Origin of the sequence: Pseudomonas mendocina (genome assembly GCF_900636545.1) — a bacterium.
Classification (GTDB): Bacteria; Pseudomonadota; Gammaproteobacteria; order Pseudomonadales; family Pseudomonadaceae; genus Aquipseudomonas; species Aquipseudomonas mendocina.
On record NZ_LR134290.1, the window covers coordinates 1506518 to 1525334 of the forward strand.

An 18817-nucleotide genomic window follows, 5' to 3' on the forward strand; every position below is an offset into this window, starting at 1 on the left:
TCTTGTAACCCGTCTGAGCGAGCGACTTTTGCCCCTTCATGGGGCTGGACTAGTCCAAAGGGGAGAAATTGATGCGCGAAGAAGCGCCACGGGCCGTCACCATCATCTGCCGTGCCTTGCAGGAGCAGATCGACCGGGGTCTGTTGCCCTCCGGCAGCAAGTTGCCGGCCGAGCGCAAGCTCAGTGAATTGTTCGATACCACGCGCATCACCTTGCGCGAGGCGCTCGGCCAGCTGGAAGCTCAGGGGCTGGTCTACCGCGAGGAGCGTCGTGGCTGGTTCGTTTCGCCAGCCCGGGTAGCCTACAACCCGCTGGTTCGAACCCATTTCCACGCCATGGTCGCGGAACAGGGGCGGGTACCGGCTACCGAGGTGCTGAGTGCGCGCTTGATGCCCGCCACTGCGCAAATCTGCCAGGTGCTGGAGTTGCCCGCACTGTCGAGTGTCTATCAGGTGTGTCGTGCACGACGTATCGATGGGCGGCTGGTGCTGTATGTCGAGCACTACCTCAACCCGACCTACTTCCCCGGCATCCTCGACTTCGACCTGACGCGCTCACTGACCGATCTCTACGCCAGCGAGTACGGCATTTACTATGGGCGCGTGCGTTTCGACATGGTGCCCACCGCACTGCACGCCGAAGCCGCAGCCAGCCTCAGGGTGGCGCCCGGCAGCCCGGCGCTGCGCATTACCCGGGTCAACCGCGACCAGCACGGGCGCATCATCGACTGCGACCTGGAGTTCTGGCGCCACGACGCCATCCACGTCAGCGTCGAAGTGCCCGAATAGGATTCGCTGCGCGCATCTAGGTGGCCGACCGACTTCTAATCTCCAGTGCACAAGACGGGGCGGGTTCAAAACGGGGGAGGTCGGTGTGCATGGCGCACCCTACCGTTCATCGGCTTCATCGATGTTTTTCCGGCCAATGTCGAAATACCTTCGTCGAGTTCGACTATCCAGTACCCACCGCACAGGAACTGGAGCGCGCCATGAAATACCTCTGTCTCGTTTACGCCAACGAACAGGAGCTGCACAGCTCCCCCGAAAGCCCCCATGACAGTGAGTGCCACGCCTATGCCCAGCGTGTGCAGGAGAGTGGGCGCATGCTCGCCGCCGAGGCGCTGCAGTCGGTGCAGAGCGCCACCACGGTGCGCATGCGTGGCGGCAAGCTGGCGATCACCGATGGCCCCTTCGCCGAAACCAAGGAGCAACTGGCTGGCTTCTACCTGATCGAGGCGCGCGATCTCAACGAGGCCATCCAACTCGCCGGCCACATTCCCGCTGCGCGAGTCGGCTGTGTCGAAGTGCGGCCGATTCGCCAACTGGATATCGACCCGGCCGCGCAGCGCTGAGTCGTCATCGCTCATCGGAGAACTCTTATGGATCGTCGCTATATCCCCGAAGTCGCCACGCGCGAGCAATGGCTGGCCGCGCGCAAGGCCCTGCTCGAGCAGGAAAAGGCCCTGACCCGTCAGCGCGATGCGCTCAACCGTGCCCGCCGTGCCTTACCCATGGTGCTGGTGGAGGAGGATTACCGCTTCGATGGCCCGCATGGTGAGGTCGGACTGGAGGCGCTGTTCGACGGTCGCAGCCAGTTGATCGTCTATCACTTCATGTACCACATGGATCGTGGAGAAGGCTGCGATGGCTGTTCCTGCCTGGTGGACAACATCGGTCACCAGTCCCACCTGCATGCCCGGGACACCAATCTGGTGTTGGTTTCGCGCGCGCCACTGGCCGATCTCGAAGCGTTCAAGCGGCGTATGGGCTGGACCCTGCCCTGGTACAGCTCATACGGCAGCCACTTCAACTACGACTACCACGCCACCACCGACGAGCAGGTCGCGCCGGTCGAGTACAACTACCGCGACAAGGAGGAACTGGAGCGCCTGGGCCTGACGTACCACGTGCAGGGCGAGCAGCCTGGCGTCAGTGTGTTCCTGCGTGAGGGCGGGCGCATCTATCACACCTACTCCACCTATGGCCGAGGCGTGGAGATGCTGATGAGCAGCTTCCATTTCCTCGACTTCACGCCCTTTGGCCGTGGCGAAGGCTGGGACGGCATGCCCGACCTGGACGGCAAGGGCCTTAACTGGACACGCCTGCATGACGAGTACGAGCAGGCGGCGCCCATCCATGATTGCTGCGGCCACAAGGCCTGAACCCCTGCGAAGGAGAAACCCCATGAGTCAGCATGAACTGCAAGATGCACTGAACAGCTGGACCGACGCCTGCCGCAGCAAGGATGTGGCGCGCATCATGAGTCATTACGTGGAGGACCTGGTCGCCTACGACGCTGTCGGCCCACTGCGTTTCCAGGGGCGCCCGGCGTATCAGGCGCATTGGCAGGCCTGCATGGAAATGTGCAGCGGTGAGGGCCGCTTCGAGCCGCACGAGCCGATCTTCACCGTCAGTGGTGACCTGGGCGTGACCCACTATCTGCTGCAATGCGGCGGCACCAATGACAAGGGCGAGCTGGAAACCTGCTGGATGCGCGTGACCCAGTGCCTGCGCCGCCAGGGCGGTCGCTGGCTGATCTTTCACGAGCACTTCTCCGCGCCTTGCGATATGCAAAGTGGCAAGACGCTGTTCGACCTGCAGCCCTGATGACCCGTTAAAAGCCTGCTGCGCGTTGGCCATGCTGCGTTGTAACCGGGCTCGCGCACGAGTTGCTTCTGCGGCAACGAGTTACTGACGCCCCAGCGCCGCGCAGGACGGCTCGTAGTTCTGTTGGCAGGCGCTCTGGTACAGGCGCTGGGCCTGGTCGGGGTCGCGCGATACACCTCCCTCGCCACGACGATAGAGGTTGCCCAGTACATGCTGGGCCATGGGGTTGCCCGCGGCGGCTGACTGGTTGAGGTACTTGAGCATGTCGCGCTGGTTGGCGAACTCTGGTGCATCACGCCCGGTATAGAGGTAGGCCAGGCTTACCGCAGCCATGGCATGGCCCTTGTCGGCGGCCTGCTTCCACCAGTACTCGGCCTGCTTGAGGTTCTTCTTCGGCTGGCCGACGAAGTAACTGCTGCCGAGCTGGAACTGGCTGTCCAGATCACCGCGTTGGGCCTTCTGGCGCAACTGATCCTGTTCGGTCTGGGTGATGGGCTGCTCGGCCTGCGACTGATCGTCGGGCTTGGCGGAATCAGGCTCACGCCCGGCACAGCCCGCTAACAAAGCGAGCGCGAGCAGGGCAGAGGTGGCATGAAAAAGCTTGAATGGACTGGACATGGCAGTGGGCTCCCTGGGCGAGAAAACGAGGCAAGTCGCTGTTAGGCCTGCCTCGCTCACCTTAGTTCGCTCGGATGCGCCTGAGCAGTGTCGACTTCACACTCGTGCCATGAACTGCAATCCTGAGCGTTGATTTTGCTCAAGAGGCAGCCATGAAGATCAGTGCGGATTTCGACAGCGGCAATATCCAGGTCATCGACGCCAGTGACCCGCAACATGTATTGCTGGCCATGCGGCCGGATCTCAACAGCCACCATTTCCAGTGGTTTCACTTTCAGGTCGCTGGTCTGCAGCCAGGCCAGCGTTATGGCTTCAACCTGACCAATGCCGGGCAATCGGCCTATAACCGCGCCTGGGACGGTTACCAGGCCGCGGCCAGTTACGACCAGCAGGACTGGTTTCGCGTACCGACCCGCTATCAGGACGGTCAGTTGCACTTCGAGTTGCAGGCCGAGCACGAGCGTGTCTGGTTCGCTTATTTCGAGCCCTACCCGCGAGCGCGACACGAGCGCCTGATTGCCAAGGCACTGGAAGACGGCGCCGAGTTGGTGGCCAGTGGCAGAAGCCTGGAGGGGCGTGATATCCAACTGCTGCGTATCGGCGGCCAGGCAGGCGCCGCGCGTAAGCTATGGATCATTGCCCAGCAGCACCCCGGCGAGCACATGGCCGAGTGGTTCATGGAAGGGCTGATCGAGCGCCTGCAGAATCCACAGGACGCCGAGATTGTCGCGTTGCTGCGCGAGGCCGAGTTCTATCTGGTGCCGAACATGAACCCGGACGGCGCCTATCGTGGTCACCTGCGCACCAATTACGCCGGACAGGACCTCAATCGTGCCTGGCAGTCGGCCAGCTCGGAGCGCAGCCCGGAAGTGCTGTTCGTGCTGCAGCATATGCAGCGCATCGGTGTTGACCTGTTCCTCGATATCCATGGCGACGAGGAAATCCCTCATGTGTTCACCGCCGGCTGCGAAGGCAATCCGGGCTACACCCCACGGCTGGCAGCGTTGGAAGAAGACTTCCGCAGTCGTCTTGTGGCTATCGGCGCCGAGTTCCAGACCCGCTTCGGTTATCCGCGAGATGAGCCGGGCCAGGCCAACCTGACCCTGGCCTGCAATGCGGTGGGCGAGGCCTTCGATTGCCTGTCGTTCACCATCGAGATGCCGTTCAAGGACCACGATGACAACCCGCAGCCACGCACCGGCTGGAACGGCGCGCGCTCGCAGAAGCTGGGGCAGGATGTATTGACGGTACTGGCGCAGATGGCCGCGACCCTGAGGTAGGGTTCGCCGTGCGCACCGCTTCTCACGCAACAAGCCGGTGCGCACGGCGCACCTTAAGGCTTAACTTGGCACGGGGTGCGTCAAGGTTGGCAGGCAAAAAAAGCCCGTCACGAGGACGGGCGTAAAGTGCCGTTAACACACAGGAGTCAATAGGACGTAGTGAAGCGTCCGGTATTACAGAATCGACAGCGGATAGTTGATGATCAGACGGTTCTCGTGCAGATCAGCGCCTACGTCGCGGCGTAGGTCGGAGTTGCGCCAGCGGATGCTCAGGTTCTTCAGCGAGCCTTCCTGGATGGTGTAGGCCAGCTCGGATTCACGAGACCACTCTTCAGCGTCGGTACGGCCACCAGTGTGGATGTTGGAGCCACTGGTGTAGCGGTTCATCAGGGTCAGACCTGGAATGCCCATACCGGCGAAGTTGTAGTCATGGCGAACCTGCCAGGAGCGCTCTTCCGGGGCGTCGAAGGCATTGGTAAAGCCATCGTTGACCAGCAAGCCGCCGCTTGCGCCGTCGATACGCATGAACTTGGTATCGCCGCTGAGCCTCTGGTAGGTCACGGTGAAGGTGTTGTTGCCGCGCTTGGCGGACAACGCGCCCTGGTACACCTTGTTGTCCAGGTTGCCGGCCTTGGCCGAGCCTTCTTCTTTACCCGTCACGTAACCGAGGTTGGCGCCCAGTACCCAGTCGCCGACCGGTTGGCTGTGGGTCAGTTGTGCGTAGCTCTGTTGGTAAACGTTTTCCAGGCGAGCGTGCCAGACGCCGACCATGGTGTTGTTACCGTTGAAGCGGTACTCACCGCCGGCGAAGTTGAAGTCGTCACCTTCTACGAGACCAAAGCCGGTACCCGAGTTGAAAGCCATTTCTTCGCGGCTGGCATCATTACGCTGGCTGTTCTTCCAGAACTGGCCGCCGTAGAGGGTCAGGCCGTCGATTTCGTTGGAAGTGATCTGCGCGCCCTGGAAGGTTTGCGGCAGTGAGCGACCGTCGTCAGCACGCAGGATCGGCAGCACGGCGAACCACTCGCCGACCTTCAGCTCGGTCTTGGAGAACTTGGCTTTCGCGGCCACGGCGGTACGACCGAAGTCATCGGCCTGGCGGCCATCGTCATGCACCGGCAGCAACTGGCTGCCCGGCGTGCCACGGCCGCCGTCGAGTTTTACCGCGTACAGGCCGAGTACATCGAGACCAAAACCGACGGTGCCCTGGGTGTAGCCAGAGCGGGCATCGAGAATGAAACTCTGGGTCCAGGCTTCGGCCTGACCCTGACCGCTTTGGGTTTGGTTGAGGAAGTTACGGTTGAAGTAGTAGTTGCGCAGGCCGAGGGTGACTTTGGCGTCGTCGACGAAGCCGGCAGCGTGCGTGGCGGTCGGCATAACCAGGGCCAGAGCCGTGCTGCCGAGCAGGGCCAGTGGAACGATGTTGCGTGCGGTCATTATTGATGTGCTCCCAGTTTTTGAACGAACCATCCCCTGCTGGTCTGCATCAGGACCGGCATGATGGGAATGTTGTGTTTGCCCCGTAGAGGGCGACAGCCCGGCCGAACGCGGCCGGTCATTGCTGGTGGCTGGCGTCAGCCTCCGGCGAATCCGGGTCTAAGGCGTGCGGTGGCGATGAGTGCCGGGCAGGCGAGGCGCTGCTGTGCTGAGGGAGAGGCGAGGGTAGTCATATTCTGGCCCTGATTCTTGTTGTTATCGTTGTCATATGTCGTCATACAACTTGCTGGATTATCGACAGCATTTTCATCGCTTGTCAACGCATGGCTAGACGAAAGTCTGAGTGATACATGCCGGTAAAGACTGGGTATAACGGCGTTGTGGAACTATCACGGCTCATGTGAAGACAGGGAAGCGACATTGGTCGGCTGTATTTTTGTTGTGTGATAACGTATGACAAATTTACTTACATCAAGGACTTACCCATGCCGCATTGCCTGATCGAAGCTGCCCGCGAGGTAAGTGAGCTGATTGCGCCGCAGGAACTGGTGCAACTGGTGCATGACCAGGCGGCCGACAGTGGTCTGTTCCAGCCTGGTGAGGTCAAGGTGCGTTTGAGCCTGTACGAGCATCACTGTGTTGGCGGCGAGCCGGGTCTGTTCGTGCATCTGGTCTTCTACGTGCTGGCCGGCCGTAGTGATGCGGACAAGCGCGCCCTGTCCCGGCGTATCGTGCGGGCGCTGGTGGCGCGCCTGCCGCAGGTGCCGGCGATATCGCTGGATATGCGGGATATTCGTCGAGAGACCTTTAGCAATCGGCGCAATTGCCTGGAGGATTAATCGCCTTCAAGCAGACGCGGACCACTTCCCTGGCTGCCCAGGCGATCCTCGGGGTTGCGTAGCGGACAGTCGGCCATTGATAGGCAGCCGCAACCGATGCAGCCGGTAAGTTGATCACGCAACCTGGTCAAACGCTCGATACGGGCGTCCAGTTCCTGTTTCCAATGCTGCGAAAAGCGCTGCCAATCGGCTGCGGTGGGCGTGTGATCCTGCGGTAGCGTGGCGAGGATCGCGCCGATATCCGCCAGCGGAATGCCCAGGCGCTGCGCCACCTTGATCAAGGCAACCCGGCGCAATATCTGCCGTGGATAACGACGCTGGTTACCAGCGTTGCGATGGCTGTGAATCAGCCCCTTGGCCTCGTAGAAATGCAGAGTGGAAACATTCACCCCGCTGCGCTCGGCGACCTGACCGACGGTGAGTGGCCGTTCCAGGCGTTCGTGTGATGCAGACATGAAACTTCCTCTTGACCTCAAGTTAAGTTGAGGTTTTACCCTCGCAGGCCTTGATAAACAACACCGAGGGTATCTCCATGCAGGACCGCATTCGACTGGTACTGATTTACGGCAGTGTGCGTGAAGAGCGCTTCTGTGATCAGGTGGTGGCCTGGGCGCGTGAGCAGATCGAGCAACGTAGTGAGTTCGAGCTGAGCCTTGTCGATCCGGCCGTGATGTTCCGCCAGGCGGGTGAAGCGCAAGCCGTTGCCGAGCAACGCCATCAGTCGCTGCAGCATCTGCTGCGCGCCGACGCCTTTCTGATTGTCACCCCGGAGTACAACCACGGCTATCCGGCGGCGCTCAAGCAGTTCATCGACGAGGTGCCGGCATCCTGGGAAGCGCGGCCTGTGGGGTTCGTCAGCTATGGCGGGGTGTCCGGCGGGCTGCGTGCGGTGGAGCAACTGCGTCAGGTGCTGGCCGAACTTCATGCCATGACGGTGCGCAGCTCGGTGAGCTTCACCAATGCCTGGGAACAGTTCGACGATCAGGGGCGGTTGAGCGAGCCACGACGTGCCAACTCGGCGATGGCGCATACGCTGGTGCAACTGAACTGGTGGGCACAGACGCTGCGTGCCGGCCGCGAGCGGGTGCCTTACGAGCGGATCAGGGGGTAGAGACGACGTAGCCCGGATGCAATCCGGGAGCTTCTGAGGGGCTCTCCGGGTTGCATCCGGGCTACGAGATTTTCGCGGACAAGTCCGCTCCCGTAAATCCAGCAACTCTATCTCGCTGCTTCTGTGGGAGCGGACTTGTCCGCGAATGGCATTGGTAGCGGGCTGCTGTTTCTGACCTAAAGCGACGCTGGCGGCGCGGTTGAAGCCCCTCCGAAAATAATCCGGGCAGGGGCTTGTTCACCAGGCTGATGTCGCTTTCGCATCATGCCCTGCGAAGCCCTCAGCCGCGGTAGTAGCGCTGCGGCACGAATGGGGTCTTGGCCACTTTCATCGGCACGCGCTTGCCGCGCACCACGGCCCAGACGTCGCTGTCGATGGCGGTGTGGCTGGCATTGACGTAGCCCATCGCGACCGGTGCACCGAGAGTCGGACCGAAGCCGCCGCTGCTTACCTGACCGATCACGGTGCCGTCGGCATCGACGATTTCCGCACCTTCGCGCACCGGCACGCGTTCCTGCGGCAGCAGGCCGACACGTTTGCGCGCTACACCTTTCTGCTGTTGCTCGAATACGCGCTCGGCGCCCGGGAAGTTGCCGGCACGCTCGCCGTCAGCGCGGCGCACCTTGGAAATCGCCCACAGCAGGCTGGCTTCGATCGGCGTGGTGGCGCTGCTCATGTCATGGCCGTACAGGCACAGGCCGGCTTCCAGGCGCAGCGAGTCACGGGCGCCCAGGCCGATAGCCTCGACTCCGGCCTCGGCCAGCAGGCTGCGCGCCAGGGCTTCGGCTTGATCGGCGGCGACGGAAATCTCGAAACCGTCTTCGCCGGTGTAGCCGCTGCGGCTGACGATGCACTCGCTGCCCAGCAGGCGCACGCGGGCGACCTGCATGAAGGTCATCTTGCTCACTTCAGGGGCCAGGCGGGCCAGCACGTCGACCGCTTTCGGGCCTTGCAGGGCGAGCAGGGCGCGCTCTTCGAACAGGCACTCGATCTGGCACTGCTCGCCGATGTGCTTCTTCAGGTGCGCCAGATCCTGATCCTTGCAGGCGGCGTTGACCACCACGTACAGGGTGTCGTCGCCCAGGTTGGCGACCATCAGATCGTCGAGGATGCCGCCCTGGGCATCGGTGAACATGGCGTAGCGCTGCATGCCCACCGGCAGGTCGATGATGTCCACCGGCACCAGGGTTTCCAGAGCGCGCGCGGCGTGCTCGCCACGCAGCAGGATCTGGCCCATGTGCGAGACGTCGAACAGGCCGGCGGCGTCGCGGGTGTGCAGGTGCTCCTTCATCACGCCCAGCGGGTACTGCACGGGCATGTCATAGCCGGCGAAAGGCACCATGCGCGCGCCGAGTTCGAGGTGCAGGGCGTGCAGTGGAGTCTTGGCGAGAGTTTCAGTGGTCATGTCGATTTCCTGTTGGGTGCGTCGCGCGCACCGGTTGGGGCCGCCGTGCGGCCCGTGGTCAGTCGGGTATCAGTCAGCGTAGACCGGGTAGGTGGCGCACAGGTCGGCGACCTGGCCGCGCACGCGCTCGATCACGGCCGGGTTTTCCAGGTCGTCGAGGATGTCGCAGATCCAGCCGGCGAGGGTGCGGCATTCGCCTTCCTTGAAGCCGCGAGTGGTCACCGCCGGGGTACCGATGCGGATGCCGGAGGTGACGAACGGCGACTGGGGGTCGTTCGGCACGGCGTTCTTGTTCACGGTGATGTGAGCGTCGCCCAGCGCCGCGTCGGCCGCTTTGCCGGTCAGGCCCTGCTTGACCAGACTGATCAGCATCAGGTGGTTGTCGGTACCGCCGGAGACCACGTCATAGCCGCGCTCGACGAACACCGCGGCCATGGCGCGGGCATTGTCGATCACCTGCTGCTGGTAGGTCTTGAAGCCCGGCTCCAGTGCTTCCTTGAAGCACACCGCCTTGGCCGCGATCACGTGCATCAGCGGGCCGCCCTGGGCGCCGGGGAAGACGGCGGAGTTGAGCTTCTTCTCGATCTCCTCGTTCTTGCGCGCCAGGATCAGGCCGCCGCGCGGGCCGCGCAGGGTCTTGTGCGTGGTGGTGGTGACCACATCGGCGAACGGTACCGGGTTCGGGTACAGACCGGCAGCGACCAGGCCCGCAACGTGAGCCATGTCGACGAACAGCAGTGCGCCAACCTTGTCGGCGATGGCGCGGAAACGCGGGAAGTCCAGCACGCGCGAGTAGGCCGAGAAGCCGGCGACGATCATCTTCGGCTTGTGCTCGACGGCCAGGCGCTCGACTTCGTCGTAATCGATCAGGCCGTTCTCGTCGATGCCGTATTGCACGGCGTTGTACAGCTTGCCCGAGGACGACACCTTGGCGCCGTGGGTCAGGTGGCCGCCGTGTGCCAGGCTCATGCCGAGGATGGTGTCGCCCGCGTTCAGCAGTGCGAGGTACACGGAGCTGTTGGCCGAAGAGCCGGAGTGCGGCTGGACGTTGGCGTAGTCGGCGCCGAACAGCTGCTTGGCGCGTTCGATGGCCAGTGCCTCGACCTTGTCCACATGCTCGCAACCGCCGTAGTAGCGCTTGCCCGGATAGCCTTCGGCGTACTTGTTGGTCAGGCCGCTGCCTTGCGCCTGCATGACGCGCTGGCTGCAGTAGTTCTCCGAGGCGATCAGCTCGATATGGTCTTCCTGGCGCTGTTCTTCGGCCTGGATCGCCGCGAGCAGGGCGTCGTCATAGCCTTGCAGTTGGTCGTGCTTGCTGAACATGGTGAGGCCCTCTTTATCGTTTTTCTCGGGATGAAAAAGGCCCGCCCCGGTAAGGGGAGCCGAAAGAAACTGGATGAAGCGAAGAACGGTTCCCTCTCCCCTTGGGGAGAGGGCTAGGGAGAGGGGGCTGCGTAGACAACCGCTTTACCCTCTCCCCCGGCCCCTCTTCCGCAAGCGGGAGAGGGGCGGTTCATTACGCGTCCTGATACGCCTCGATGGACGGGCAGGCGCAGACCAGGTTGCGGTCGCCGTAGACGTTGTCCACGCGGCCGACCGGCGGCCAGTACTTGGCCTCGATCAGGGTCGCCAGCGGGTACACGGCCTGCTCGCGGCTGTAGGCGTGGTTCCACTCGCCAACCAGCTCCAGGGCGGTGTGCGGGGCGTTCTTCAGCGGGTTGTCGTCTTTATCCAGACGGCCTTGCTCGACCGCGCGGATTTCCTCGCGGATGGCGATCATGGCGTCGCAGAAGCGATCCAGCTCTTCCTTGGACTCGCTCTCGGTCGGCTCGATCATCAGCGTGCCGGCCACCGGGAAGGACATGGTCGGGGCATGGAAGCCGAAGTCGATCAGGCGCTTGGCCACGTCGTCGACGCTGATGCCGCTGCTGTCCTTGAGCGGACGGATGTCGAGGATGCACTCGTGCGCCACCAAGCCGCCTTCACCGGAGTACAGCACCGGGTAGTGCTCTTCCAGGCGACGGGCGATGTAGTTGGCGTTCAGAATCGCCATCTGCGAGGCACGCTTGAGGCCGTTGCCGCCCATCATGGTGATGTACATCCAGGTGATCGGCAGGATGCTGGCGCTGCCGAACGGCGCGGCGCTGACTGCACCTTCCTTACGTGCCATATGCGCATGGCCCGGCAGGAACGGCGCCAGGTGCGACTTGACGCCAATCGGGCCGACGCCCGGGCCGCCACCACCGTGCGGGATGCAGAAGGTCTTGTGCAGGTTCAGGTGGGAGACGTCGCCGCCGAACTGGCCCGGGGCGCACAGACCGACCATGGCGTTCATGTTGGCGCCGTCGATGTAAACCTGGCCGCCGTTGTCGTGGATGATCTGGCAGATCTCGCGGATGCCTTCCTCGAACACACCGTGGGTGGACGGGTAGGTGATCATGATCGCGGCCAGGCGATCCTTGTGCTCTTCGGCCTTGGCCTTCAGATCAGCGATGTCCACGTTGCCGCGTGCATCACAGGCGGTGACCACCACGCGCATACCGGCCATGGAGGCGGTCGCCGGGTTGGTACCGTGGGCCGATTGCGGGATCAGGCAGATGTCGCGCTGATCGTCGCCACGGCTCAGGTGATAGGCGCGGATGGCCAGCAGGCCGGCGTACTCGCCCTGGGAACCGGCGTTGGGCTGCAGCGACACGGCGTCGTAGCCGGTGGCGGCGCAGAGCATGGCTTCCAGCTCAGTGGTCAGCTGGGTGTAACCGGCAGCCTGCTCGAGCGGAGCGAACGGGTGCAGGTTGCCGAATTCCGGCCAGGTGACCGGGATCATCTCGCTGGCGGCGTTGAGCTTCATGGTGCAGGAGCCCAGCGGGATCATGCTGCGATCCAGGGCCAGGTCCTTGTCGGCCAGCTTGCGCAGGTAGCGCATCAGCTCGGTTTCGCTGTGGTAGCGGTTGAACACTTCGTGCTGCAGGATCGCCGATTGGCGCAGCAGCCCCTCAGGCAGGCGGCTGGCGATCTGCGCGGCCAATTCGCTGACGGCAGGGGCGGCCTGGTCACCGGCGAACAGGTTCAGCAGCGCCTCGACGGCAGCCTGGTCGGTGGTTTCGTCCAGCGACAGACCCAGCCGCTCGGCGTCGATCTCGCGCAGGTTGATGCCGGCGGTACGGGCCTTGGCATGCAGCTCGGCGGTCTTGGCGCCGGTCTTGATGCTCAGGGTGTCGAAGAAGTGCTGCTGTTCGACGCTGTGGCCCAGCTTGGTCAGGCCCAGGGCGAGGATGGCGGTGAAGCTGTGCACGCGCTCGGCGATGGCGGTCAGGCCTTTCGGGCCGTGGTACACGGCGTACATGCTGGCGATGTTGGCCAGCAGCACCTGGGCGGTACAGATGTTACTGGTGGCCTTCTCGCGGCGGATGTGCTGCTCGCGGGTCTGCATGGCCAGGCGCAGGGCCGGCTTGCCGAAGCGGTCCACCGACATGCCGACCAGGCGGCCCGGCATGTCGCGCTTGAACGCGTCGCGGGTGGCGAAGTAGGCAGCGTGCGGGCCACCGAAGCCCAGCGGTACACCGAAGCGCTGGGCGCTGCCCAGGGCCACGTCGGCACCGAACTCGCCCGGTGGGGTGAGCAGGGTCAGGGCCAGCAGGTCGGCGGCTACGGCGACCAGGGCATTGGCGGCGTGGAAGCGCTCGACCAGGGCGCGGTAGTCGAAGATGTCGCCGTTGCTCGCCGGGTACTGCAGCAGCGCACCGAAGTAGGCGCTGGCGTCGGTGATGGCGGCTTCGTCACCGACTTCGATGTCGATGCCCAGCGGCTCGGCACGGGTGCGCAGCACGTCGAGGGTCTGCGGGTGGCAGTGCTGGGAAACGAAAAAGGTGTTGGCAACCTTGTTCTTCGACAGACGCTTGCAGAAGGTCATGGCCTCGGCAGCAGCGGTGGCTTCATCCAGCAAGGATGCGTTGGCGATCTGCATGCCGGTGAGGTCGCTGATCAGGGTCTGGAAGTTCAGCAGCGCTTCCAGGCGGCCCTGGGAAATCTCCGGCTGGTACGGGGTGTAGGCGGTGTACCAGGCCGGGTTTTCCAGCAGGTTGCGCAGGATCGGGCTCGGCGTGTGGGTGCCGTAGTAACCCTGGCCGATGTAGTTCTTGAACTGCTGGTTCTTGGCGGCGATGGCCTTGATCTTGGCCAGGGCGTCGGCTTCCGACAGGCCCGGTTGCTCGCCGAGGATGCTGGTGCCCTTGATGCTCTCGGGGATCACCGCATTGGTCAGCGCGTCGACCGAGTCATAGCCGAGCAGTTGCAGCATGGCTGCGGTGTCGGCATCGCGCGGGCCGATGTGGCGGGCGATGAATTCGTTCTGGGTATCGAGCTTGGTCATGGCGGTCACTCAGGCGTCGGCGTTGGCGTTCAACAGACGATCATAGCCGGCCTTGTCCAGCAGGTCGGCCAGCACGGCGTTGTCGGCCAGGCGCATGCGGAAGAACCAGGCCTTGTCCAGCGGCGATTCGTTGACCAGCTCCGGGCTGCCTTCCAAGTCAGCGTTGACCTCGACGATCTCGCCGTCCAGCGGCATGACGATATTGCTGGCGGCCTTGACCGACTCCAGTACGGCCACTTCCTCGCCCTGGGTGTAGGACTTGGCTTCCGGCAGTTGCACATAAACCACATCGCCGAGCGCGTCCTGGGCGTAATGGGTGATGCCGACGGTAACCAGACCATCGTTGTCCAGACGCAGCCATTCGTGATCGGCGGTGAAACGCAACTCGCTCATGTCAACTCCTCAGAGGTAAAGGTGTCCGCTTCTAGGTGGCGGGCAGGTAGAGAGATGATTGCAATGTGAGTGCCAATGATAAAAATATCAATAAAATCAATAACTTAAATATATTTTCGATATTCTCTAACAGTGGGGTGGAACGATATCGCTACGAAACCGTACGTCGCAAATGGAAAAGTTTGCGTCGCACGAGTCGTGACGCGGCTTCCAGGTGGATGTTGCCTAATCGTTACGGTGGATCGATATCGATACGGCATGTGGCTGGAACCGCTCGGAGGATCGAGGGTCGGTAACTGGGAGGCTTCATCGACAAGGAGATAGATCGATCATGAAATCCCTGATTCCACTAGCATTCGCACTACTTGGTACCACCAGCCTGCAGGCCAGCGAGACCGTTACGGTGACGCTCGAGCAGGCCACCGAGAAAGGCACTGGTGCATCTGTCGGCACCGTGACCATTAGCCAGTCACCTTACGGGCTGGTGTTTACCCCTGATCTGCAGGGGCTGGAGCCTGGCGTCCACGGTTTCCACGTGCACACCGAGGCCAACTGCAATGCCGCGCAGGTGGATGGCAAGATGACGCCCGCTGGTGCCGCAGGTGGCCACTGGGACCCGCAGAACGCCGGCCGCCACGGTTTCCCCTGGGAAGACGATGCCCATCTCGGCGACCTGCCGGCTTTGCTCGTCACCGAGGATGGCAACGCCAGCCAGCCGGTGCTGGCGCCGCGACTCAAGCGTCTGGAGGACCTGCATAACCGCTCGCTGATGATTCATGCCGGTGGCGACAATCATGCCGATCATCCGCAACCTCTGGGCGGCGGCGGTGCGCGCGTGGCCTGCGGGGTGATCAAGGTGCCGACCAGCACCACGCCGATTTGACTCAATGCCGAGAGCCGTAGGGTGGTTTAGCGGCGCCAATAGGTGAGCTCTCAGGCACTGCGGTCGTGGTGCGCCGCGTAACCCACCAGGCGGTCTTCCGCGTTGTGCCGATGGTGGGTTACTGCGCATCTGAACCGGAGGGGCAATCAATATCTAGAAAGGCGCCTAACCCACCCTACTGCAGGTGATTGCCTTACTGCTTGCCTGGTATCCCGTATTTGCGCAGGCGTTTGGCGATGGCGGTGTGCGAGGTGCCCAGGCGCGCGGCCAGTTGGCGGCTGGAAGGGTGGCTGTCGTAGAGCTTTTCCAGCAGCGCCTTCTCGTATTCGTCCATGGCCTGTTCCAGGCTGGCGACTTCCCCTTCCACCCTTGGCGCCACTTCGGTGCCGGCGATATCCAGGTCGTCCATCTCCACCCAGTTGCTGTCGCAGATGGCAGCTGCGCGGAAGATCACGTTCTGCAACTGGCGCACGTTGCCTGGCCAGCGACCGGCCAACAGGGCTGGAAAGGTGGTCGGCGCTAGGCGGCAGGGCAGGCGCTGGATCTGCGCACAGGCCTGGGCCATGAAGTGCTGGGCCAGCAGCAGGATGTCCTGGCCGCGCTCGCGCAGCGGCGGTACTTCCAGATTGAGCACGTTGAGGCGGTAGAACAGATCCTCGCGGAAGCTGCCTTCGGCCACCATCTTTTCCAGGTCGCGGTGAGTGGCGCTGAGGATGCGCACATCCACCTTCACCTCGCGGTCGCCACCGACGCGGCGGAAGCTGCCATCGCTGAGAAAACGCAGCAGCTTGGCCTGTAGGTAGGGCGACATCTCGCCGATCTCGTCGAGAAACACCGTGCCCTGGTTGGCCAACTCCAGCAGCCCCGGCTTGCCGCCGCGCTGGGCGCCGGTAAAGGCGCCGGGGGCGTAGCCGAACAGCTCGCTCTCGGCCAGGTTCTCCGGCAGGGCCGCGCAGTTCAGGGCGAGGAAGGGGGCGGTGCGACGCACGCTGACGGTATGACAGGCGCGTGCCACCAGCTCCTTGCCGGTACCGGTTTCGCCATGAATCAGCAACGGCGCATCGAGCGATGCCACGCGCAGGGCGCGGGCCTTGAGGGCACGAATCGGAGCGGACTCGCCGAGCAGCGAGTCGAAGCCCTCGGCGTGATCATGATGCAACGCGGCCAGGCGCTGGCCCATGCGGCTCGGGGCGTAGAGGGTGAGCAGGCCGCCGGTCAGGCGCCCGTCTTCGGTGATCGGCTGGGCGTCGAGCAGCAGTGGCTGGCCGGCGAAGTTCACTTCGCGTAGCGGCTGATGGAAACCGGCGGCGAGCAGCGAGCGTTGCAGCGCGTCGTCGGAGAATAGCGCGGCGATGCTCAGCCCCTCGGGCGGGCGCTCGCAGATGTCGATCAATGCGGGGTTGGCCAGCAGCACGGTGGCGCGATCATCCACCGCCAGCACTGGATCGGGCATGGCCGCGAGCAGCGCATCGAGCTGCAGGCGGCGGCGCTGGCCGGGCAGAATGTCCACCACCTCGACGCTCTGCACACCGTGCACCTGCAGCAGCGCGCCGCGCAGCTCTTCGAGTACCTCGGCGCTCAGGGTCGGCGCGTCGATATAGACGTTTGGCGGTACCATCTCCACCGCATCGAGGTTCAGATTACGTCCGCCAAGCAGCGCCAGGACTTCCTGGGTGATGCCGACGCGGTCGATGAAGCTGACGTGGATGCGCATAGATGAAGGTCGAAATGGGCGAACAGGCCGCGATTATGCCTGCTCTGCCGCGCATGAGGAAAAGGGCAACAGCGTGAGTACAAAAAAATCGAGCCGCGCCGATTATCACCGTGAGCACCAGGCCCGCGCCGAAGCTGAGGCCCAGCGCCTGTTGGCGCGCAAGGCCGAGCTGCAGGGGCGCTGGCTACCCTGGGTAGCGCAGGAGTTGTACCAGCTCAGCCCGCCGGAGTTCGCCAACATGGTGCGGCGCGAGTTGCAGCGTCTTGCGTAGTCCACAGGTGTAGGTGTGTAGGAGCGGCTTCAGCCGCGATGCCTTCAGGGCGTCAGCGTGAACCAGTCGATCACGCCGACGTCCTCATTGTCATGAACGCCCAACACCTCGCCGGCTGCGTTCTGCTCCACCGACATGTTCGGCTCGAGCAATTGGCCGTCGCGTCGGTCTTTTGCAGGCGAGTCATCGTACGGGCTGAACAGCAGATTGCCGCGGTAAGCGCGTACCCGTGTGTCAGCCGGGTAATGCATCGGCCCAAGTTCGAGTGGTTCGACCAACAGGCCGTTCCAGCCTTGCAGCGCGCCGTAGGGACCGTCGAGCCAGATGTTCCAGACCCATAAGTAGAGCCCTTGGAGGTGAACCGGCGCGTGGCCGGGCGCCAGCTGCCAGCGCCCTTTCTCCAGTGCCTGTAAGGTGATCGCTTGCGGCCAGACGACGCCCGCCACCTCGCTGCCTGCTGCCAGGGTGCAGCTATCCAGTTGCCAGTCTGCCGGTTTGAAGCGGGCGCCGAGCGGATAGCTGAAGGTGACATCCTCCGTCGCCGAGCACAGCCAACCGTCGAGCCGCGCATCCTCTGCCAGACGCACCCTGGCGCGCATATCGTCCAGATGCAGACTGCTTACCGGCGCGCCGCGTACGTTACCAGGCTGCTTGGTGAACTCGGCGTGCTGCAGACTTTGCAACCCATGTGGGAGAGGTTCGCCTCTGAAGTCGTCGGCGGGCTTCAGGCGTGCCAGCTTCACCTGGGTTCCGGCGGGTAGCACCAGCTCGCCGAGTACCTGCTCGGACTCCAGACGCTGATCGAGTGCGCGCGCTTCATACGAACTCTGCACCTGCCAGATCAGTAGTTGCAGGGCTGGCAAACTGCCGACGAGGAAGAATAGGGCGAAAAACCCGAATCGCTTGCGCCTGGCCAGCATGAACGCTCTGGCGCGTGGGTGCAGACTGGCACCGAGCAGGCCCAGCAGGCCGGGCACGCAGATCATGGAAAACAGCAGGAGCAGCGCTCCAAGCAGCATGGCGGTGGGGTTTACGGGAATCATGGCACATCCTTGTAGGCGCAATGTGCGGCAGCTTAAGAGCTGCTCGCCGCCGGATCAACGCGCATGCGTCGTGCGTAGCGGGCGCGATGCGTCAACTGGGTGTCATCCGCGCCGTGGCGCACAGCGGCTCATATCCACCTTGCCCACATAAGGGTTGCCCCAGCCCATCACACAGGCGACCTGCTGGTTGCGCTGCTGCTCCCAGACCCTAGGCGGGTAGGCCTTGCTCCAGGCTTCATAGAGTTGCCGATCCTGTTTCGACAGGCGCAGCTTGTAGCGGTCGGACATGTAGAAGTAGGTGCGCGCGATCATCCCGCGAATGGCCGGGCGCGGCATCACCTTGCGCGCCTTGAAGTCCACCACCGTCTCGCACCGCCCGTACTGATGTGGTTTCTGCGGGAGCCAGGCGAAGCTGTAGTTGCTGCGATCGCCGTTCACTTCGCCGATGCTCGGCACCAGGTTGTGCAGGTCGGCCTCGGCTTTGCGGAACTGCACGTCGTTGGCTGCGCAGTTCTTGCGGCCGCCTTTCTGCCAGCACTGGCGCTGATGACCGATCACCCAGGCCGGGACGATATGTTCCCACTCGATGCGCTGGGCGCGGTTGGCATTCTTGCGCGGCGTGTAGCCACAGGAACGCAGGTCGACCCGATTGCCGCTGTACTTGCAGCCGCAATAGAACTCTGTGGATTGCTGCGCATACAGCGGCCAGGCCAGGCGCTTGGCCTCGGCGAAAGTGGCGGGTGCGGCGTGCAGGGAAAGGGCTGTGAAACAGCAGAGCAGGGGCAGTAGACGTCGAATCATGGGGCGGCAGAGTAGCCGTCACCGCTGTCGATGTGAAGATGGAAAAT

At 63.3% G+C, this 18817-nt stretch carries 19 protein-coding genes; 9 read left to right on the forward strand and 10 right to left on the reverse strand.

The window, feature by feature from the left end:
* The first annotated feature begins 71 nt into the window (after nt 1-71).
* The 4 genes from EL191_RS06930 to EL191_RS06945 all read left to right on the forward strand — a co-directional run bounded on the left by EL191_RS06930 (nt 72) and on the right by EL191_RS06945 (nt 2606).
* On the forward strand, nt 72-788 hold the full coding sequence (locus tag EL191_RS06930; RefSeq protein WP_041977582.1) for a UTRA domain-containing protein: 717 nt from the start codon (nt 72-74) through the stop codon (nt 786-788).
* Between the two features lie 200 nt (nt 789-988).
* On the forward strand, nt 989-1351 hold the full coding sequence (locus EL191_RS06935; RefSeq protein WP_017361722.1) for a YciI family protein: 363 nt from the start codon (nt 989-991) through the stop codon (nt 1349-1351).
* 27 nt (nt 1352-1378) lie between these two features.
* The gene (locus EL191_RS06940; protein WP_041977585.1) at nt 1379-2161 is read left to right on the forward strand and encodes a DUF899 domain-containing protein; all 783 of its coding nucleotides are present in this window, start codon (nt 1379-1381) and stop codon (nt 2159-2161) included.
* A 22-nt stretch (nt 2162-2183) separates the two neighbouring features.
* Nucleotides 2184-2606, forward strand: coding sequence for a YybH family protein (locus EL191_RS06945; RefSeq protein ID WP_017361721.1), 423 nt, complete (start codon nt 2184-2186; stop codon nt 2604-2606).
* 81 nt (nt 2607-2687) lie between these two features.
* On the opposite strand, the gene EL191_RS06950 is transcribed toward EL191_RS06945, so the two are convergent.
* On the reverse strand, nt 2688-3224 hold the full coding sequence (locus EL191_RS06950; protein WP_041977588.1) for a tetratricopeptide repeat protein: 537 nt from the start codon (nt 3222-3224) through the stop codon (nt 2688-2690).
* A gap of 152 nt (nt 3225-3376) precedes the next feature.
* Between EL191_RS06950 and EL191_RS06955 the strand changes: the two genes are divergently transcribed.
* Nucleotides 3377-4504 carry a M14 family metallopeptidase gene (locus tag EL191_RS06955; protein ID WP_041977590.1) on the forward strand — a complete coding sequence of 376 codons (1128 nt, stop codon included), beginning with the start codon at nt 3377-3379 and terminating at the stop codon, nt 4502-4504.
* Between the two features lie 174 nt (nt 4505-4678).
* On the opposite strand, the gene EL191_RS06960 is transcribed toward EL191_RS06955, so the two are convergent.
* The gene (locus tag EL191_RS06960; RefSeq protein ID WP_013714505.1) at nt 4679-5941 is read right to left on the reverse strand and encodes an OprD family porin; all 1263 of its coding nucleotides are present in this window, start codon (nt 5939-5941) and stop codon (nt 4679-4681) included.
* A gap of 485 nt (nt 5942-6426) precedes the next feature.
* Here EL191_RS06960 and EL191_RS06965 point away from each other — a divergent pair, with 485 nt between their 5' ends.
* Nucleotides 6427-6780 carry a 5-carboxymethyl-2-hydroxymuconate Delta-isomerase gene (locus tag EL191_RS06965; RefSeq protein WP_013714506.1) on the forward strand — a complete coding sequence of 118 codons (354 nt, stop codon included), beginning with the start codon at nt 6427-6429 and terminating at the stop codon, nt 6778-6780.
* Here the strand turns inward: EL191_RS06965 and soxR are convergent.
* A complete protein-coding gene (gene soxR, locus EL191_RS06970) occupies nt 6777-7235 on the reverse strand; it encodes a redox-sensitive transcriptional activator SoxR (protein WP_013714507.1) in 459 nt (152 codons plus the stop codon). The genes EL191_RS06965 and soxR overlap by 4 nt on opposite strands.
* Before the next feature lie 77 nt (nt 7236-7312).
* On the opposite strand from soxR, the gene EL191_RS06975 reads away from it, so the two are divergent.
* The gene (locus tag EL191_RS06975; protein ID WP_013714508.1) at nt 7313-7891 is read left to right on the forward strand and encodes an NADPH-dependent FMN reductase; all 579 of its coding nucleotides are present in this window, start codon (nt 7313-7315) and stop codon (nt 7889-7891) included.
* Between the two features lie 280 nt (nt 7892-8171).
* On the opposite strand, the gene gcvT is transcribed toward EL191_RS06975, so the two are convergent.
* The 4 genes from gcvT to gcvH form a co-directional block, all read right to left on the reverse strand.
* Entirely contained in the window at nt 8172-9296 is a 1125-nt protein-coding gene (gcvT, locus tag EL191_RS06980) for a glycine cleavage system aminomethyltransferase GcvT (RefSeq protein ID WP_041977592.1), read from the reverse strand.
* Between the two features lie 69 nt (nt 9297-9365).
* The gene (gene glyA / locus EL191_RS06985; RefSeq protein ID WP_041977595.1) at nt 9366-10619 is read right to left on the reverse strand and encodes a serine hydroxymethyltransferase; all 1254 of its coding nucleotides are present in this window, start codon (nt 10617-10619) and stop codon (nt 9366-9368) included.
* Between the two features lie 193 nt (nt 10620-10812).
* Nucleotides 10813-13665 (reverse strand): aminomethyl-transferring glycine dehydrogenase, encoded by a 2853-nt coding sequence (gene gcvP / locus EL191_RS06990; protein WP_041977598.1) that lies wholly within the window; start codon nt 13663-13665, stop codon nt 10813-10815.
* A 9-nt stretch (nt 13666-13674) separates the two neighbouring features.
* Nucleotides 13675-14058, reverse strand: coding sequence for a glycine cleavage system protein GcvH (gene gcvH / locus EL191_RS06995; RefSeq protein ID WP_013714512.1), 384 nt, complete (start codon nt 14056-14058; stop codon nt 13675-13677).
* A 331-nt stretch (nt 14059-14389) separates the two neighbouring features.
* Between gcvH and sodC the strand changes: the two genes are divergently transcribed.
* The gene (sodC, locus tag EL191_RS07000) at nt 14390-14941 is read left to right on the forward strand and encodes a superoxide dismutase family protein (RefSeq protein WP_041977600.1); all 552 of its coding nucleotides are present in this window, start codon (nt 14390-14392) and stop codon (nt 14939-14941) included.
* Between the two features lie 193 nt (nt 14942-15134).
* Here the strand turns inward: sodC and EL191_RS07005 are convergent, their stop codons facing one another.
* Nucleotides 15135-16655, reverse strand: coding sequence for a sigma-54-dependent transcriptional regulator (locus EL191_RS07005; RefSeq protein ID WP_013714514.1), 1521 nt, complete (start codon nt 16653-16655; stop codon nt 15135-15137).
* 73 nt (nt 16656-16728) lie between these two features.
* On the opposite strand from EL191_RS07005, the gene EL191_RS07010 reads away from it, so the two are divergent.
* Nucleotides 16729-16926, forward strand: coding sequence for a hypothetical protein (locus EL191_RS07010; protein ID WP_041977603.1), 198 nt, complete (start codon nt 16729-16731; stop codon nt 16924-16926).
* A gap of 44 nt (nt 16927-16970) precedes the next feature.
* Here the strand turns inward: EL191_RS07010 and EL191_RS07015 are convergent, their stop codons facing one another.
* Together EL191_RS07015 and EL191_RS07020 are read right to left on the reverse strand one after the other, a co-directional pair.
* Nucleotides 16971-17969, reverse strand: a complete 999-nt coding sequence (locus EL191_RS07015; protein ID WP_041977605.1) for a hypothetical protein — start codon at nt 17967-17969, stop codon at nt 16971-16973.
* A 102-nt stretch (nt 17970-18071) separates the two neighbouring features.
* The gene (locus tag EL191_RS07020; protein WP_041977607.1) at nt 18072-18770 is read right to left on the reverse strand and encodes an endonuclease; all 699 of its coding nucleotides are present in this window, start codon (nt 18768-18770) and stop codon (nt 18072-18074) included.
* Between the last annotated feature and the right edge of the window lie 47 nt (nt 18771-18817).

Excerpts from the sequence above, each read along its gene's own strand:
- EL191_RS06930 (WP_041977582.1), top strand. The coding sequence starts at position 72 with ATGCGCGAAGAAGCGCCACGGGCCGTCACCATCATCTGCCGTGCCTTG.
- EL191_RS06935 (WP_017361722.1), top strand. The coding sequence starts at position 989 with ATGAAATACCTCTGTCTCGTTTACGCCAACGAACAGGAGCTGCACAGC.
- EL191_RS06940 (WP_041977585.1), top strand. The coding sequence starts at position 1,379 with ATGGATCGTCGCTATATCCCCGAAGTCGCCACGCGCGAGCAATGGCTG.
- EL191_RS06945 (WP_017361721.1), top strand. The coding sequence starts at position 2,184 with ATGAGTCAGCATGAACTGCAAGATGCACTGAACAGCTGGACCGACGCC.
- EL191_RS06950 (WP_041977588.1), bottom strand. The coding sequence starts at position 3,224 with ATGTCCAGTCCATTCAAGCTTTTTCATGCCACCTCTGCCCTGCTCGCG.
- EL191_RS06955 (WP_041977590.1), top strand. The coding sequence starts at position 3,377 with ATGAAGATCAGTGCGGATTTCGACAGCGGCAATATCCAGGTCATCGAC.
- EL191_RS06960 (WP_013714505.1), bottom strand. The coding sequence starts at position 5,941 with ATGACCGCACGCAACATCGTTCCACTGGCCCTGCTCGGCAGCACGGCT.
- EL191_RS06965 (WP_013714506.1), top strand. The coding sequence starts at position 6,427 with ATGCCGCATTGCCTGATCGAAGCTGCCCGCGAGGTAAGTGAGCTGATT.
- soxR (WP_013714507.1), bottom strand. The coding sequence starts at position 7,235 with ATGTCTGCATCACACGAACGCCTGGAACGGCCACTCACCGTCGGTCAG.
- EL191_RS06975 (WP_013714508.1), top strand. The coding sequence starts at position 7,313 with ATGCAGGACCGCATTCGACTGGTACTGATTTACGGCAGTGTGCGTGAA.
- gcvT (WP_041977592.1), bottom strand. The coding sequence starts at position 9,296 with ATGACCACTGAAACTCTCGCCAAGACTCCACTGCACGCCCTGCACCTC.
- glyA (WP_041977595.1), bottom strand. The coding sequence starts at position 10,619 with ATGTTCAGCAAGCACGACCAACTGCAAGGCTATGACGACGCCCTGCTC.
- gcvP (WP_041977598.1), bottom strand. The coding sequence starts at position 13,665 with ATGACCAAGCTCGATACCCAGAACGAATTCATCGCCCGCCACATCGGC.
- gcvH (WP_013714512.1), bottom strand. The coding sequence starts at position 14,058 with ATGAGCGAGTTGCGTTTCACCGCCGATCACGAATGGCTGCGTCTGGAC.
- sodC (WP_041977600.1), top strand. The coding sequence starts at position 14,390 with ATGAAATCCCTGATTCCACTAGCATTCGCACTACTTGGTACCACCAGC.
- EL191_RS07005 (WP_013714514.1), bottom strand. The coding sequence starts at position 16,655 with ATGCGCATCCACGTCAGCTTCATCGACCGCGTCGGCATCACCCAGGAA.
- EL191_RS07015 (WP_041977605.1), bottom strand. The coding sequence starts at position 17,969 with ATGATTCCCGTAAACCCCACCGCCATGCTGCTTGGAGCGCTGCTCCTG.
- EL191_RS07020 (WP_041977607.1), bottom strand. The coding sequence starts at position 18,770 with ATGATTCGACGTCTACTGCCCCTGCTCTGCTGTTTCACAGCCCTTTCC.